Origin of the sequence: Streptomyces chartreusis NRRL 3882 (assembly GCF_900236475.1) — a bacterium.
In the GTDB taxonomy this organism is placed as follows: Bacteria; Actinomycetota; Actinomycetes; order Streptomycetales; family Streptomycetaceae; genus Streptomyces; species Streptomyces chartreusis_D.
Window position 1 is genome coordinate 6,564,920 of record NZ_LT963352.1, and the last position, 15,222, is coordinate 6,580,141.

A 15,222-nucleotide genomic window follows, 5' to 3' on the forward strand; every position below is an offset into this window, starting at 1 on the left:
ATCGGCCCTCCCGCATGGCCCAGGGTGTAAGGGCGGGCGCTCATCTGTGCGCCCACTGCCGCTTCTGCCGTTAAACAGAAGAGAGACCCTGACCCATGTCCTGGCTGTCGAGATTCAGCCTCGCGCAACGGGCCCTGATCGGGCTGATGTCGATCATCGCGCTCGTCTTCGGGGCGATCGCGATCCCCCAGCTCAAGCAGCAGCTGCTGCCCACCATCGAACTGCCCATGGTGTCCGTGCTGGCGCCGTACCAGGGCGCGTCCCCGGACGTGGTCGAGAAGCAGGTCGTCGAGCCCATCGAGGACAGCCTCGAAGCCGTCGACGGCATCAGCGGCGTGACCTCCACCGCCACCGAGGGCAACGCCGTGATCATGGCGTCCTTCGACTACGGCAACGGCACCGAACAGCTCGTCGCCGACGTGCAGCAGGCGGTCAACCGGGCCCGCGTCCAGCTCCCGGACGATGTGGACCCGCAGGTCGTCGCCGGTTCCACGGACGACATCCCGACCGTCGTCCTCGCCGTCACCTCCGACCGGGACCAGCAGGCCCTGGCCGACCAGCTCGACAAGACCGTCGTGCCGGACCTGAAGAGCATCGACGGCGTCGGCCAGGTCACCGTCGACGGTGTGCGGGACCTCCAGGTCGCCGTCACGCCCGACGACGCGAAGCTGGCGAAGGCCGGCCTCACCTCGCAGTCCCTCGTCCAGGCGCTCCAGGCGGGCGGCGCGACCGTCCCGGCCGGCTCCTTCGACGAGGACGGCGCCAACCGCACGGTCCAGGTCGGCGGCGGCTTCACCTCGTTGAAGCAGATCCAGGACCTGATGGTCACGGGCGAGCCCGGCAAGGGCAAGCCGGTGCGCCTGGCCGACGTCGCCACGGTGAAGCAGCAGGAGGCCCCGGCCGACTCCATCACCCGCACCGACGGCAAGCCCAGCCTCGCCGTCGCCGTCACCATGGACCGCGACGGCAGCGCGGTCGCGATCTCCGACGCCGTCCAGGACAAGCTCCCGGACCTGCGCAAGGACCTCGGCTCCGGCGCGAGCCTCACGGTCGTCAGCGACCAGGGCCCGGCCGTGTCGAAGTCCATCAAGGGCCTCACCACCGAGGGCGCGCTCGGTCTGCTCTTCGCGGTCCTGGTGATCCTCGTCTTCCTGGCCTCGATCCGCTCCACCCTCGTGACCGCGGTGTCCATCCCGCTGTCCGTGGTCCTCGCCCTGATCGTGCTGTGGACCCGCGACCTGTCGCTGAACGTCCTCACGCTGGGCGCGCTGACCATCGCCATCGGCCGGGTCGTCGACGACTCGATCGTGGTCCTGGAGAACATCAAGCGCCACCTCGGCTACGGCGAGGAGCGCCACTCGGCCATCCTCAACGCGGTCCGCGAGGTCGCGGGCGCGGTGACGTCCTCGACGCTCACCACGGTCGCGGTGTTCCTGCCGATCGGCCTCGTCGGCGGCATGGTGGGCGAGCTGTTCGGCTCGTTCAGCCTCACGGTGACGGCCGCGCTGCTGGCGTCCCTTCTCGTCTCCCTGACGGTCGTGCCGGTGCTGTCGTACTGGTTCCTGCGGCCCCCGAAGGGCACCCCGGAGGACGCGGACGAGGCCCGCCGGCTCGCCGAGGAGAAGGAGGCCAAGAGCCGTCTCCAGCGCATCTACGTCCCGGTCCTGCGCTTCGCGACCCGCCGCCGGCTCACCAGCGTGGCCCTCGCGATCGTCGTCCTGGTCGGCACGTTCGGCATGGCGCCGCTGCTGAAGACGAACTTCTTCGACCAGGGGGAGGTCGAGGTCCTCACCGTCAAGCAGGAGCTGAAGCCCGGCACCAGCCTGGAGGCGACGAACGACCGGGCCAAGAAGGTCGAGCAGCTCCTCGCCGGCACCAAGGGCGTGAAGGACTACCAGGTCACGGTCGGCTCGTCCGGCTTCATGGCGGCCTTCGGCGGCGGTACGGACACCAACCAGGCCTCGTACCAGGTGATGCTGGACGACTCGGCGTCGTACGAGGACGTCCAGGACGACATCGAGAAGGGTCTGGCCGGGCTGAAGGGCATCGGCACGACCACCATCTCCGCCGGTGACGGCTTCGGCGCCCAGGACCTCAGCGTGGTCGTGAAGGCCGCCGACGCCGACGTGCTGCGCACGGCGTCCGAGGAGGTCCGCAAGACGGTCGCCTCGCTCGACGACGTCACGGACGTCACCAGCGACCTGGCGACCAGCGTGCCCCGGATCTCCGTGAAGGCCAACGACAAGGCGGCCGCGGCCGGCTTCAACGACCAGACCCTGGGTGCCGCCGTCGCCCAGGCCGTCCGCGGCACCACGGCCGCCAAGGCGGTCCTGGACGACACCGAGCGCGACGTCGTCATCCGCTCGGAGAAGCCCGCGACGACGCTGAAGCAGCTTCGGGACCTGCGCCTGGGCGCGGTCAAGCTCGGCGACATCGCGACGGTGAGGCTGGTCGACGGCCCGGTGTCGATGACCCGTATCGACGGCCAGCGCGCGGCCACCATCACCGCGAAGCCGACCGGCGACAACACGGGCGCGGTGAGCACCAAGCTCCAGTCGAAGATCAACGCGCTGAAGCTGCCCGACGGCGCCACCGCGTCGATCGGCGGTGTCTCCGAGGACCAGGACGAGGCGTTCGCCAACCTGGGCCTGGCGATGCTGGCGGCCATCGCGATCGTCTTCATGCTGCTGGTGGGCACCTTCCGGTCCCTGGTCCAGCCGCTGATCCTGCTCGTCTCCATCCCGTTCGCGGCCACCGGCGCGATCGGCCTGCTGGTGGCCACCGGCACGCCGATGGGCGTCCCCGCGATGATCGGCATGCTGATGCTGATCGGCATCGTGGTGACGAACGCGATCGTGCTGATCGACCTGATCAACCAGTACCGCAAGCAGGGTTACGGCGTCGTCGAGGCCGTGGTCGAGGGCGGCCGGCACCGCCTGCGCCCGATCCTCATGACGGCCCTGGCGACGATCTTCGCCCTGCTGCCGATGGCCCTCGGCATCACCGGCGAGGGCGGCTTCATCGCCCAGCCGCTGGCCGTGGTCGTGATCGGCGGCCTGGTGACGTCGACCCTGCTGACGCTGCTGCTGGTGCCCACGCTGTACGCGATGTTCGAACTCCGCAAGGAGCGCCGGGCGAAGAAGCGGGCGGCGAAGAAGGGCCTTCCGGCCCAGCGCACGGAGGCGGCCGAGGAGCCGGCACCGGCGCAGGTCTGACCCTCGTACGACACGTGAGGCCCCACCCGGACACCGGGTGGGGCCTCACGTCACGCGGAAGGCAGCGCCAGCATCCGCTCCAGGGCGAGCTTCGCGAACGCCTCGGTCTCCTTGTCCACCTCGATGCGGTTGACCAGGTTGCCCTCGGCCAGCGACTCCAGGGCCCAGACCAGGTGGGGGAGGTCGATGCGGTTCATGGTCGAGCAGAAGCAGACCGTCTTGTCGAGGAAGACGATCTCCTTGCCCTCCGGCGCGAAACGGTTCGCCAGGCGGCGGACCAGGTTCAGCTCCGTGCCGATGGCCCACTTGGACCCGGCCGGCGCGGCCTCCAGGGCCTTGATGATGTACTCCGTCGAGCCGACGTAGTCCGCCGCGGCCACGACCTCGTGCTTGCACTCGGGGTGGACCAGGACGTTCACGCCCGGGATGCGCTCGCGCACGTCGTTCACCGAGTCCAGGCTGAAGCGGCCGTGCACCGAGCAGTGGCCGCGCCACAGGATCATCTTCGCGGCGCGCAGCTCGTCGGCCGTCAGCCCGCCGTTCGGCTTGTGCGGGTTGTAGACGACGCAGTCGTCCAGGGACATGCCCATGTCCCGCACCGCCGTGTTCCGGCCAAGGTGCTGGTCCGGCAGGAAGAGCACCTTCTCACCCTGCTCGAAGGCCCAGTCCAGGGCTCGCTTGGCGTTCGAGGAGGTGCAGATCGTGCCGCCGTGCTTGCCCGTGAACGCCTTGATGTCCGCGGACGAGTTCATGTACGAGACGGGCACGACCTGCTCGGCTATCCCGGCCTCGGTCAGCACGTCCCAGCACTCGGCGACCTGCTCGGCCGTCGCCATGTCGGCCATCGAGCAGCCGGCGGCCAGGTCGGGCAGGACGACCTTCTGGTCGTCGGACGTCAGGATGTCCGCGGACTCCGCCATGAAGTGCACACCGCAGAACACGATGTACTCGGCCTCCGGACGCGCCGCGGCGTCCCGGGCCAGCTTGAAGGAGTCCCCCGTGACGTCGGCGAACTGGATGACCTCGTCGCGCTGGTAGTGGTGGCCGAGCACGAAGACCTTGTCTCCGAGCTTCTCCTTCGCCTTGCGGGCGCGCTCCACCAGGTCCGGGTCGGACGGCGAGGGCAGGTCGCCGGGACACTCCACGCCGCGCTCGCTCTTCGGGTCGGCCTCACGGCCGAGGAGCAGCAGGGCGAGGGGCGTCGGCTGTACGTCGAGCTCCTGGGTTTGGGCGGTGGTCACGACACGCACCCTTTCTGTTCCGCGACTTTTCGTCGATTTGACGCTATCTATCATAACCGCTTCACGTCACTTTGACGATGGCCATAGCGTCGGTGTGACGTGAATCCCGGTGGGCCCGCGTTCATTCCCGGGAAGGCCCAAAAAGAGCCGTTTTCCGGTTCCCGGCGCGTGTGCGAGCATGAAGAGGAGCCGAGATCGAGCGCCCGGCCCGGAATGAATCCGAGGCCCCGCCGGTTGCAACCGTCGGCAAGCAGTCTCCGTACAACCCGGGAGAGATGTAGATGTCCGTATCGGACGAGACCAGCACCGTCACCGACGGCATCATCCTGACCGACGCCGCCGCGTCCAAGGTCAAGGCGCTGCTCGACCAGGAAGGCCGCGACGACCTCGCGCTGCGCGTCGCCGTCCAGCCCGGCGGCTGCTCCGGCCTGCGCTACCAGCTCTTCTTCGACGAGCGTTCCCTCGACGGGGACGTGGAGAAGGACTTCGGCGGTGTGAAGGTCGTCACCGACCGCATGAGCGCCCCGTACCTGGGCGGAGCCACGATCGACTTCGTGGACACGATCGAGAAGCAGGGTTTCACGATCGACAACCCCAACGCGACGGGCTCCTGCGCCTGCGGCGACTCCTTCAGCTGAGCCTGCCGAGCCGCTTCCCGCGGCCGCGGACATGACGAAGGCGGCGGTCCCCTCCGACGGGGCCGCCGCCTTCGCGCTGTGTCGTCGCCTTCGCGCTGTGTCGTCCTAACGCTCCCGCGTCGGGGGCGCCGGCAGCCGCGCGCCCTCCTTGGCCAGCGGGATCGCCTTGCCGTCCGAGCTCACGACCGCACGGGTGCCGAGCGGCTCATCCAACTGCACGGTCTGCTGGAACTGCTTGGCGATCAGGATGCAGACCTGGTCCGGCCACGGGGTCGACGTCACCGTGACCTTCACCTCGTCCCCGCTCTCGCTCGCCTTCACGTCGTAGTCGGAGCACACCCCGCCCGTGAAGGTCACGGTCAGCTCCGAGCCCTCGGCCCGGTAGCCGTCCACCTTGACGTCACGCGGCTCCGGAGCCGACGTCGGCCGGTCGCTCGGCCCGCTCGGCGTGGGGGAGGCCAGGTACTTCGGGTCGACCGCCGGGTAGGTCACCGTGAACGGGTCCTTCGCGCCCGGCGCCGTCACCTCGAACAGCCAGGACGGCACCAGCGCCTGCCGCCCGTCCACGAAGTGCGAGGCCAGCCCGAACACCGCGTTCCGCACCGTCACCGCGTCCTGCTCGGGTGCGTCGCTCGCCGACTGCCCGCAGGGCTGCTCCAGCCGGTCCTTCAGCGGCACGGGGCTCGCGCAGCCGCCGATGCCCATGCGGTGGTCGCCCGTCGGCCGCTTCTCCATCAGCTCCAGCGCCTTCGCGGCGCCGACCACGGGGTACGTGTCCCCCTTCACCGGCGTCTTCAGCTGGCCGCTGCCGCCGACGACCTCGCCGTCGGAGCCGACCGTGACCCCGGTAGTCCAGCCGTGCGTCGGCAGTCCGCCGACCTCGGGAGCGGCGTTCACCACCCGCTGGGCGCCCATGACCTGGCTCGCGTCGAGCTTCGCGTCGTCCTGACCCAACGCCTTCAGCACGGGCGCCGCGGCCTTCTCTGCCTCCGCCTCGCTCACCGGGCTGCCGCCGGGCCGCGGAGCGGTGCAGGCGTCGCTGCCCTTGCAGTCGTCGGTGCCCGGGGCGTACCGGCTGAAGGTCCAGGCTCCCGGCGCCTGCCTGTTCACCTGGAGGCTCGGCCCCGAACCGTCCTGACCGGCCCCGACCTTCCACGCCTCGCCCTGCGCCACCGGAGTCCCCTCGACCCCGAGGGCCTTCACCAGCCGGGCCACGTCCTCCTTGGCGACCTGACCCCGCGCCCGGTACACCGGCGCTTCACCGGGACCGTCCGGAAGCGGGCCGTCGACCCGGTAGGTGGCGCCGTAGGGGTTCGGCTCACCGGGCGCGATGCCGTTGCCGCCGGACGTCGGTTCCGAGTACCCGTCGAGCGCGAGCGGCGGGGGAGTGTCGTCCCCACCGGGCGCGCCGGACGTCGCACCGTCGCCGGATCCGCCGGAGGCGTTGGCCGCGAGCCAGGCCCCGCCACCGCCGATCAGCAGCACGGCGGCGGCGACGGAGGCGATGATCGCGGGCGTCCGCGACCGCCCACCGCCGGGACGGACCAGGTGCTCTTCGTCGCGGGGCAGGTCGCCGTCGGGTGCGGGGGGTGTTTCCGCCTGCGCTTCCGGCGCCGGCCCGCCCTTCTCGGCGCCGGCACCACGCGTACCGGCTTCCTCGGCGTCGGCACTACGCGTACCGGTGTCTTCGGCGTCGGCTTCCCGGGCCTCTGTCGTGCCGGTCTTCTCCACTTCGGCTTCCGATGCGCCGGGCTCTTCGGCCGTCGCGGTCGCGTCGTCCGTCGTCTCCGCCTCGGAAGCCCGCGCGTCATCACCCGACGTCTCGAAAGCCTCAGCGGCCTCGTCGGCCCCCGCGGCGCCCGCCGACGCCTCGGCCTCCGCCGGAGCCCCGGCGCCCGCCGAACCCCGCTCCTCGACCTCCGGGGTGCCGGCGGATCCGGCGCCGCCCACATCCCTGGCGTCGTCGTCGTTGTCGGGTCGCTCGGTGTTCACCGCATCGCTCCTTCGGCTGCACAGCTGTCCCATGGGACCCGGCCCGGTCCGACACGGGCCGCTGTCGGGTCGTATCCCGCCTCCCCTTTACGGGGGACAGCGATGGGACGCAGCGGGGGAGCGCACGGTTCCCGGTAGCGCGCCGCTCAGTCCCCGTAGTCCGACATCGCGTCGAGCAGCCGAGCCGACGCCGGGGGCACGGTCACACCGTGGATCAGGGCCGGGGAGACCGGGCGAGAGGCGACCCGGTCGGGAACCGCCCAGTGGGGAGCCATCCGGGCCCCGTCGCCCTGCAGCGACGCCAGGTCGCCTTCGAGATCGACCGGAACGGGCACCTGGACCTTGAGGTTCGTCATATCCGCACCGTATGCACGCCGGACCTCACGGAGAAAGATCTACTATCGGGTAGTTTCGATGCCTTCAGAGCAGCCCCGTCCACCCGATAGCGTGAAGCGTCAAGGTCCGCCTCCCTCAGGAGAGTCCACGCCGTGCGCATCGCAGTCACCGGCTCCATCGCCACCGACCACCTCATGACCTTCCCCGGCCGCTTCGCCGACCAGCTCGTAGCGGACCAGCTGCACACGGTCTCGCTGTCGTTCCTGGTCGACAAGCTCGACGTCCGCCGCGGCGGCGTCGCCGCGAACATCGCGTTCGGCATGGGACAGCTCGGCACCCGCCCGATCCTGGTCGGCGCCGCGGGCGCGGACTTCGACGAGTACCGGGCCTGGCTCGACCGGCACGGCGTCGACACCGACTCCGTCCGCATCTCCGACACGCTGCACACCGCCCGCTTCGTGTGCACCACCGACGCCGACCACAACCAGATCGGCTCCTTCTACACCGGCGCCATGAGCGAGGCCCGCCTCATCGAGCTCAAGACCGTCGCCGACCGCGTCGGCGGTCTCGACCTGGTCTCCATCGGCGCGGACGACCCGGAGGCCATGCTCCGCCACACCGAGGAGTGCCGCTCCCGGTCCATCCCGTTCGCCGCCGACTTCTCCCAGCAGATCGCCCGGATGGACGGCGAGGAGATCCGCATCCTGCTGGACGGGGCGACGTACCTCTTCTCCAACGAGTACGAGAAGGGCCTCATCGAGTCCAAGACCGGCTGGACCGACGCGGAGATCCTGTCCCGGGTGGGCCACCGGGTGACCACCCTCGGCGCGCAGGGCGTGCGCATCGAGCGGGCCGGCGACGACCCGATCGAGGTCGGCACCCCGGACGAGGAGCGCAAGGCCGACCCGACCGGCGTCGGCGACGCCTTCCGCGCGGGGTTCCTCTCGGGCCTGGCGTGGGGCGTCTCCCTGGAGCGTGCCGCGCAGGTCGGCTGCATGCTGGCGACTCTCGTCATCGAGACGGTGGGGACGCAGGAGTACCAGTTGCGCCGCGGGCACTTCATGGAGCGGTTCACCAAGGCGTACGGGGATGAGGCCGCGGCGGAGGTGCAGGCCCATCTGGCCTGAGACCGTTCTTGGCTGCGGGCGCGTGGGGGTACTTCGCGCAGTTCCCCGCGCCCCTTGAGCCTCTCAGCTCGCCCGGCGGACCAGGTACGCCGTTCCTTGGTCCGCCGGCTCCTCGCCCACGTACTCCTGGTCTCGCATCTCGCACCACGCCGGGATGTCCAGGCGGGCCGCCTCGTCATCCGACAGGACCCGGACCAGGCCCCCCACGGGGACGTCGCCGATCACCTTGGCCAGTTCGATCACCGGAATCGGGCAGCGCTTGCCGAGGGAGTCCACGACCAGGACGTCCTCCTCGCGGGCGACCTCGGAGGCAACCGGCGCGCCCAACTTCTCCCGCACCGCCGCCACGGCCCCGGGCAGCACCTCCAGGAACCGGTCGACATCGTCCTCGGCCACCCCCGCCGGCAGGGAAACCCGCACGTTCCCCTCACTCAGCACACCCATCGCCCGGAGCACATGGCTCGGCGTCAGCGTGCTGCTCGTGCAGGACGAACCGGACGAGACGGAGAAACCCTCCCGGTCCAGCTCGTGCAGCAGGGCCTCCCCGTCGACATAGAGGCAGGAGAAGGTGACGACGCCGGGCAGCCTGCGCACCGGGTCACCGACCACCTCGACGTCCGGCACCGCCTGCGGCACCCGTACCCGGATCCGGTCCGTCAGCGCCCGCAGCCGCAGGGCCTCCTCGGCCGCCTCGGCCCGTACGGCCCGCAGCGACGCGGCCGCCGCCACGATCGCCGGGATGTTCTCGAAGCCGGCCGCCCGCCCCGACTCCCGCTCGTCCACCGGCCCTTGCGGCGCGAACCGAACGCCCTTGCGGACGACGAGCAGGCCGACCCCCGCCGGTCCGCCCCACTTGTGTGCGCTGGCCGCGAGCAGTGACCAGTCACCCTGCACCGGCCCCCACGCCAGCGACTGCGCCGCGTCCACCAGCAACGGCACGCCCGCCGCCCGGCACACCTCGGCCACGGCCGCGACGGGCTGCTCCGTCCCCACCTCGTGGTTCGCGGACTGGAGGCAGGCCAGCGCCGTGTCCGCACGCAGGGCTGCGCCGTACGCCGCCGGATCCACCCGTCCCGTGCGGTCCACCGGGACCTGTGTGACGGTCCCTCCGGCGGCATCGAGGAGCTCCGCCGAATGCAGTACAGACGAGTGTTCGACCGCTGACACGATCAGGTGGCGCCCGACCCGCCTCCGCCCGGCCAGCGCCCCGGCAATCCCCGTATGGACGGCACGCGTTCCGGACGACGTGAAGATCAGTTCGTCCGGCCGGCAGTCCACCGCCTCGGCAGCGGCCTCCCGCGCCGCGTCCAGCAGCACCCGGGCACGCCGTCCCTCCCTGTACAGGCGCGCGGGATCCGCCCACCCCTCGTCGAGCGAGGCCAGCAGGGCCTGCCGTGCAATCGGATGAAGCGGAGCAGCGGAAGCGGCATCGAAGTAACCCACACAGCAACGCTAGAACGCCCAGCGCGCAGACGTCCCCAAAGGGGCGCGGGGAACTGCGCGAACCGCCACGAACAACCCGCAGCCGCCAAACCAGCGAACCACCCACCCCACAAGGCACCCCTCCCCGAGAACCCCCGGAGGGCGTCGGCTAGGGTTTGGTCCGCATAAACATCCAAACCCCTGCCCGACGCAGGGCGGCGACCGACCAGCGAGAAGGCCAGGCCGCAGCCGATCCGCGCGGGCGAGACTCTCGGGAAGGCGCTACGTGAGTCCCAACGGCTCCGACCGCTCGCCGCGGCGCCCGATGCGGCGGAAGCTGCTGCAGGCACTGACCGCGGGCCTGGTCTTGGCGACAGCCACCGGTTGCTCGTACAACTGGGAAGACTTCCCCCGCCTTGGTATGCCCACCCCGACCACGGAAGAGGCTCCGCGGATCCTCTCCCTGTGGCAGGGGTCCTGGGCGGCTGCGCTCGCCGTTGGCGTGCTGGTGTGGGGTCTGATCCTGTGGAGTGCTTTCTTCCACCGGCGCAGCCGCACCAAGGTCGAGGTTCCTCCGCAGACCCGGTACAACATGCCCATCGAGGCGCTGTACACCGTGGTCCCGCTCATCATCGTCTCGGTGCTGTTCTACTTCACCGCCCGCGACGAGTCCGAGCTGCTCAGCCTCAAGAAGAAGCCCGACGTCACGGTCAACGTGGTCGGCTTCCAGTGGAGCTGGTGCTTCAACTACATCGAGCCGGTCGCCGGTTCCACCGGTGACGCCAAGAAGTCCCCCGAGCTGGACGCGATCCCGGACCGGTTCAAGAAGGACTTCCCGGCCAACGCCGGCGGCGTCTACGACTGCGGCACCCCGGGCACCCGGAACCCGCAGAACGGCAACCCCGGCCCGACCCTGTGGCTGCCGAAGGGCAAGACGGTCCGCTTCGTCCTCACCTCGCGTGACGTCATCCACTCCTTCTGGGTGGTGCCGTTCCTGATGAAGCAGGACGTCATCCCGGGCCACACCAACGCCTTCGAGGTGACCCCCAACAAGGAGGGCACCTTCATGGGCAAGTGCGCCGAGCTCTGCGGCGTCGACCACTCTCGGATGCTGTTCAACGTGAAGGTCGTCTCCCCCGAGCGCTACGAGCAGCACCTCAAGGACCTCGTGGACAAGCAGCAGAACGGTTACGTTCCTGCCGGCATCGCGCAGACGAGCCACGAGAAGAACCGGGAGACGAACAACCTGTGAGCATCCTCAACGAACCCCAGGGTGCCGCGGCAGCAGGGTCCCACTACCAGGACGAGCTGCCGGTCAGGCGCCAGAACCGCGGCAGCGTCGTGGTCAAGTGGCTGACGACGACGGACCACAAGACGATCGGCACGCTCTACCTGGCGACGTCGTTCGCGTTCTTCGTCATCGGCGGCGTGATGGCGCTGTTCATGCGCGCCGAGCTCGCCCGGCCTGGTCTGCAGATCATGTCGAACGAGCAGTTCAACCAGGCGTTCACGATGCACGGCACGATCATGCTGCTGATGTTCGCGACGCCGCTGTTCGCCGGCTTCGCGAACTGGATCATGCCGCTGCAGATCGGCGCGCCGGACGTGGCCTTCCCCCGGCTGAACATGTTCGCCTACTGGCTGTACCTGTTCGGCTCGCTCATCGCGGTGGGCGGCTTCCTCACCCCGCAGGGCGCGGCCGACTTCGGCTGGTTCGCCTACAGCCCGCTCTCGGACGCGGTCCGCAGCCCGGGCATCGGCGCCGACATGTGGATCATGGGTCTGGCCTTCTCCGGCTTCGGCACCATCCTCGGCTCGGTCAACTTCATCACCACGATCATCTGCATGCGCGCCCCGGGCATGACGATGTTCCGCATGCCGATCTTCACCTGGAACGTGCTGCTGACCGGTGTGCTGGTCCTGCTCGCCTTCCCGGTCCTGGCCGCGGCCCTGTTCGCCCTGGAGGCGGACCGCAAGTTCGGTGCCCACGTCTTCGACTCCGCCAACGGCGGCGCGTTGCTGTGGCAACACCTCTTCTGGTTCTTCGGCCATCCAGAGGTGTACATCATCGCGCTACCGTTCTTCGGCATCATCTCCGAGGTCATTCCGGTCTTCTCCCGCAAGCCGATGTTCGGTTACACGGGTCTGATCGGCGCGACCATCGCGATCGCGGGTCTGTCCGTGACGGTGTGGGCGCACCACATGTACGTCACCGGCGGTGTGCTGCTGCCGTTCTTCTCCTTCATGACCTTCCTGATCGCGGTCCCGACCGGTGTGAAGTTCTTCAACTGGATCGGCACCATGTGGAAGGGCTCGCTCTCCTTCGAGACACCGATGCTGTGGGCCACCGGCTTCCTCATCACCTTCACCTTCGGTGGTCTGACCGGTGTCATCCTGGCCTCGCCGCCGATGGACTTCCACGTCTCCGACTCGTACTTCGTGGTGGCCCACTTCCACTACGTCGTCTTCGGCACCGTGGTCTTCGCGATGTTCTCCGGCTTCCACTTCTGGTGGCCGAAGTGGACCGGCAAGATGCTCGACGAGCGCCTCGGCAAGATCACCTTCTGGACGCTGTTCATCGGCTTCCACGGCACGTTCCTCGTCCAGCACTGGCTGGGCGCCGAGGGCATGCCGCGCCGGTACGCGGACTACCTCGCGGCCGACGGCTTCACCGCGCTGAACACGATCTCGACGATCAGCTCGTTCCTGCTCGGCATGTCGATCCTGCCGTTCTTCTACAACGTGTGGAAGACGGCCAAGTACGGCAAGCCGGTCGGCGTCGACGACCCGTGGGGCTACGGCCGCTCCCTGGAGTGGGCGACCTCCTGCCCGCCGCCGCGGCACAACTTCATCACCATGCCGCGGATCCGCAGTGAATCCCCGGCGTTCGACCTGCACCACCCGGAGATCGCCGCCCTCGACCAGCTCGAGAACGTCGGTCACGGCGAGAAGGCCATCGCTGGTGGCAAGGAGGCCGGCAAGTGAAGATCCAGGGCAAGATGTTCATGTGGCTGAGCGTCTTCGTCCTCGCCATGGCGGTCGTCTATGGCGTGTGGTCGAAGGAGCCGGCCGGTACCACGGCGCTCTTCCTGGCCTTCGGCCTGTGCATCATGATCGGCTTCTACCTCGGCTTCACGGCCAAGCGGGTCGACGTGGGCGCGCAGGACAACAAGGAGGCGGACGTCGCGGACGACGCCGGCGAGGTCGGGTTCTTCAGCCCGCACAGCTGGCAGCCGCTCTCGCTGGCCATCGGCGGCGCCCTCGCCTTCCTGTCGATCGCGATCGGCTGGTGGCTGATGTACTTCTCGCTGCCGATCATCCTGGTCGGCATCTGGGGCTGGGTCTTCGAGTACTACCGCGGTGAGAACCGCACCCAGTAACACGAGCCGAGCGCTTCAGGGGCCCGGACACTCCGCAAGGAGCGTCCGGGCTCCTGCTTTTGCCGTAATCCGTGTCACTCGTACGAACCACCCGGCGTGCCGCAGTTGACGCTGCTTCCTAGCGTGAGGTCATGAGCCACACAGCGATCTCCCGTCCCCGCACCGTCGTCAGCTGCACGCTGCTGGTGATAGCCCTCTGCGCGGGCGTCACCGCCTGCGGCTCCGACGGCAACCCGCTCTCCCACCGCCCCTACGACGCGGCGGACCAGATCTCGTTCAACGCCCCCTCCGAGGGCCGCAAGAAGGCCGACCCGGACAAGCCCCTGGAGGTCGTCGAGGACTCCGACGGGCGCATCACGGACGTCACGGCCCACGACGCCTCAGGACGCTACGTGGCGGGCGAACTCGCCGCCGACGGCAGCCGCTGGCACAGCACCTCCCCGCTCGCCGCCAACGCCAGCTACACGGTCCGGGTGAGCACCGAGAACGAGGACGGGGAGCCCGGCCGCAAGGTCCTCACCTTCGACACCGGCAAGCCCACCACCAACAAGCGCCTGGACGTCACCTTCGGCCCCAAGGCGGGCACCTACGGCGTCGGCCAGCCCATCACGGCCGAGCTGAGCCAGCCGGTCAAGGACAGGTCCCAGCGGGCCGTCGTCGAACGGGCCCTCAAGGTCTCCTCCATGCCCGCCACGGAGGGCGCCTGGCACTGGGTGGACGACAAGGAGCTCCACTACCGCCCGAAGGACTACTGGCCCACACAGGCCACCATCCAGGTCCGCAGCAACCTGGAGGGCATCAAGATCGGCGACCGTATGCGGGGCGGCAAGGCCGAGCCGCTGACGCTCAGCACCGCCGACAAGGTCATCGCCGTCACGGACGCCGCGGCCCACCAGATGACCGTCTACAAGAACGACGAGATCGTCCGGCAGATCCCGGTCACCACGGGCCGGCCCGGCTACGACACCCGCAACGGCGTCAAGGTCGTCCTGGCCAAGGAGGGCACCGTCCGCATGACCAGCGCCAGCATCGGCGCCTCGGACTTCTACGACCTGGTCGTCCACCACTCCGTGCGGGTCACCAACAGCGGCGAGTACGTGCACGCAGCCCCCTGGTCCGTCGGCTCCCAGGGCTACGCCAACGTCAGCCACGGCTGCACGGGCATGAGCACCGAGAACGCCGCCTGGTTCTACGAGAACGTCCGCGAGGGCGACATCGTCAAGGTCATAAACTCCGGCGGCGAGTCGATGACCCCGTTCGGCAACGGCTACGGTGACTGGAACCTCGAGTGGAAACAGTGGCGCACCGGCAGCGCCCTGATCGGCGGCACCCCTGACGGCCCCACACCGGCGGACAGGGCCCGGCTACGCCCGCAGAGCGTCTGACCTCAGGGGCGCGGGGAGCTGTGCGACAAGCCACAGACCACCCGCACCCGCCGATGAACAGGCACTCCCGAGCCCCTAGGCGTTCAAAGCCGCCCTCTCCCGCAACAGCGAAGCCAGGGCAGCAGCGAACTCCACCGGTTCCACCGGCAGGGTCACCGCGGACTCGGCGCGACTCCAGGTCGCCAGCCACGCATCCTGCGGCCGCCCGATGAGCAACAAGACCGGCGGGCAGTCGAACACCTCGTCCTTGATCTGCCGGCAGACCCCCATGCCACCCATCGGCACGGCCTCACCGTCCAGCACACAGACGTCGATCCCACCCCGGTCCAGCTCCTTGAGCACGGCACCCGGAGTCGCGCACTCCACGAACTCCACCAGAGGAACGTCCGGCGCCGGCCGCCGTCCCGTGGCGAGCCGCACCTGCTCGCGGGTGTTGGAGTCGTCGCTGTAGACCAGCACCGTGGCGGTCGGCTGCATTGTTCCTCC

At 69.6% G+C, this 15,222-nt stretch carries 12 protein-coding genes; 7 read left to right on the forward strand and 5 right to left on the reverse strand.

Annotation, left to right across the window (positions count from 1 at the left end):
• Window positions 1–95 precede the first annotated feature (95 nt).
• Window positions 96–3,215, forward strand: coding sequence for an efflux RND transporter permease subunit (locus SCNRRL3882_RS29665; RefSeq protein ID WP_010037215.1), 3,120 nt, complete (start codon window positions 96–98; stop codon window positions 3,213–3,215).
• 50 nt (window positions 3,216–3,265) lie between these two features.
• On the opposite strand, the gene nadA is transcribed toward SCNRRL3882_RS29665, so the two are convergent.
• Window positions 3,266–4,456, reverse strand: coding sequence for a quinolinate synthase NadA (gene nadA, locus SCNRRL3882_RS29670; protein ID WP_010037216.1), 1,191 nt, complete (start codon window positions 4,454–4,456; stop codon window positions 3,266–3,268).
• 281 nt (window positions 4,457–4,737) lie between these two features.
• On the opposite strand from nadA, the gene SCNRRL3882_RS29675 reads away from it, so the two are divergent.
• On the forward strand, window positions 4,738–5,094 hold the full coding sequence (locus SCNRRL3882_RS29675) for a HesB/IscA family protein (RefSeq protein ID WP_010037217.1): 357 nt from the start codon (window positions 4,738–4,740) through the stop codon (window positions 5,092–5,094).
• Window positions 5,095–5,199: 105 nt separating this feature from the next.
• On the opposite strand, the gene SCNRRL3882_RS29680 is transcribed toward SCNRRL3882_RS29675, so the two are convergent.
• Window positions 5,200–7,086 (reverse strand): hypothetical protein, encoded by a 1,887-nt coding sequence (locus tag SCNRRL3882_RS29680; RefSeq protein WP_010037218.1) that lies wholly within the window; start codon window positions 7,084–7,086, stop codon window positions 5,200–5,202.
• A 146-nt stretch (window positions 7,087–7,232) separates the two neighbouring features.
• The gene (locus tag SCNRRL3882_RS29685; protein ID WP_010037219.1) at window positions 7,233–7,442 is read right to left on the reverse strand and encodes a hypothetical protein; all 210 of its coding nucleotides are present in this window, start codon (window positions 7,440–7,442) and stop codon (window positions 7,233–7,235) included.
• Window positions 7,443–7,574: 132 nt separating this feature from the next.
• Here SCNRRL3882_RS29685 and SCNRRL3882_RS29690 point away from each other — a divergent pair, with 132 nt between their 5' ends.
• The gene (locus tag SCNRRL3882_RS29690) at window positions 7,575–8,549 is read left to right on the forward strand and encodes a carbohydrate kinase family protein (protein WP_010037221.1); all 975 of its coding nucleotides are present in this window, start codon (window positions 7,575–7,577) and stop codon (window positions 8,547–8,549) included.
• Window positions 8,550–8,612: 63 nt separating this feature from the next.
• Here the strand turns inward: SCNRRL3882_RS29690 and SCNRRL3882_RS29695 are convergent, their stop codons facing one another.
• A complete protein-coding gene (locus SCNRRL3882_RS29695; protein ID WP_010037223.1) occupies window positions 8,613–9,992 on the reverse strand; it encodes a cysteine desulfurase/sulfurtransferase TusA family protein in 1,380 nt (459 codons plus the stop codon).
• A gap of 265 nt (window positions 9,993–10,257) precedes the next feature.
• Between SCNRRL3882_RS29695 and coxB the strand changes: the two genes are divergently transcribed.
• The 4 genes from coxB to SCNRRL3882_RS29715 all read left to right on the forward strand — a co-directional run bounded on the left by coxB (window position 10,258) and on the right by SCNRRL3882_RS29715 (window position 14,736).
• Window positions 10,258–11,223, forward strand: coding sequence for a cytochrome c oxidase subunit II (coxB, locus tag SCNRRL3882_RS29700; RefSeq protein WP_010037224.1), 966 nt, complete (start codon window positions 10,258–10,260; stop codon window positions 11,221–11,223).
• Entirely contained in the window at window positions 11,220–12,956 is a 1,737-nt protein-coding gene (gene ctaD / locus SCNRRL3882_RS29705) for a cytochrome c oxidase subunit I (protein ID WP_102514879.1), read from the forward strand. Before coxB ends, ctaD begins: the two co-directional genes overlap by 4 nt.
• Window positions 12,953–13,351, forward strand: coding sequence for a cytochrome c oxidase subunit 4 (locus SCNRRL3882_RS29710; RefSeq protein WP_010048910.1), 399 nt, complete (start codon window positions 12,953–12,955; stop codon window positions 13,349–13,351). The genes ctaD and SCNRRL3882_RS29710 overlap by 4 nt, the downstream gene beginning before the upstream one ends.
• A gap of 131 nt (window positions 13,352–13,482) precedes the next feature.
• On the forward strand, window positions 13,483–14,736 hold the full coding sequence (locus SCNRRL3882_RS29715; RefSeq protein WP_010048912.1) for a L,D-transpeptidase: 1,254 nt from the start codon (window positions 13,483–13,485) through the stop codon (window positions 14,734–14,736).
• Between the two features lie 75 nt (window positions 14,737–14,811).
• Here SCNRRL3882_RS29715 and SCNRRL3882_RS29720 read toward each other — a convergent pair whose 3' ends face one another.
• A complete protein-coding gene (locus SCNRRL3882_RS29720) occupies window positions 14,812–15,213 on the reverse strand; it encodes a hypothetical protein (RefSeq protein WP_010048916.1) in 402 nt (133 codons plus the stop codon).
• Window positions 15,214–15,222: the final 9 nt, after the last annotated feature.

Excerpts from the sequence above, each read along its gene's own strand:
- SCNRRL3882_RS29685 (WP_010037219.1), bottom strand. The coding sequence starts at position 7,442 with ATGACGAACCTCAAGGTCCAGGTGCCCGTTCCGGTCGATCTCGAAGGC.
- SCNRRL3882_RS29720 (WP_010048916.1), bottom strand. The coding sequence starts at position 15,213 with ATGCAGCCGACCGCCACGGTGCTGGTCTACAGCGACGACTCCAACACC.
- SCNRRL3882_RS29675 (WP_010037217.1), top strand. The coding sequence starts at position 4,738 with ATGTCCGTATCGGACGAGACCAGCACCGTCACCGACGGCATCATCCTG.
- SCNRRL3882_RS29715 (WP_010048912.1), top strand. The coding sequence starts at position 13,483 with ATGAGCCACACAGCGATCTCCCGTCCCCGCACCGTCGTCAGCTGCACG.
- SCNRRL3882_RS29665 (WP_010037215.1), top strand. The coding sequence starts at position 96 with ATGTCCTGGCTGTCGAGATTCAGCCTCGCGCAACGGGCCCTGATCGGG.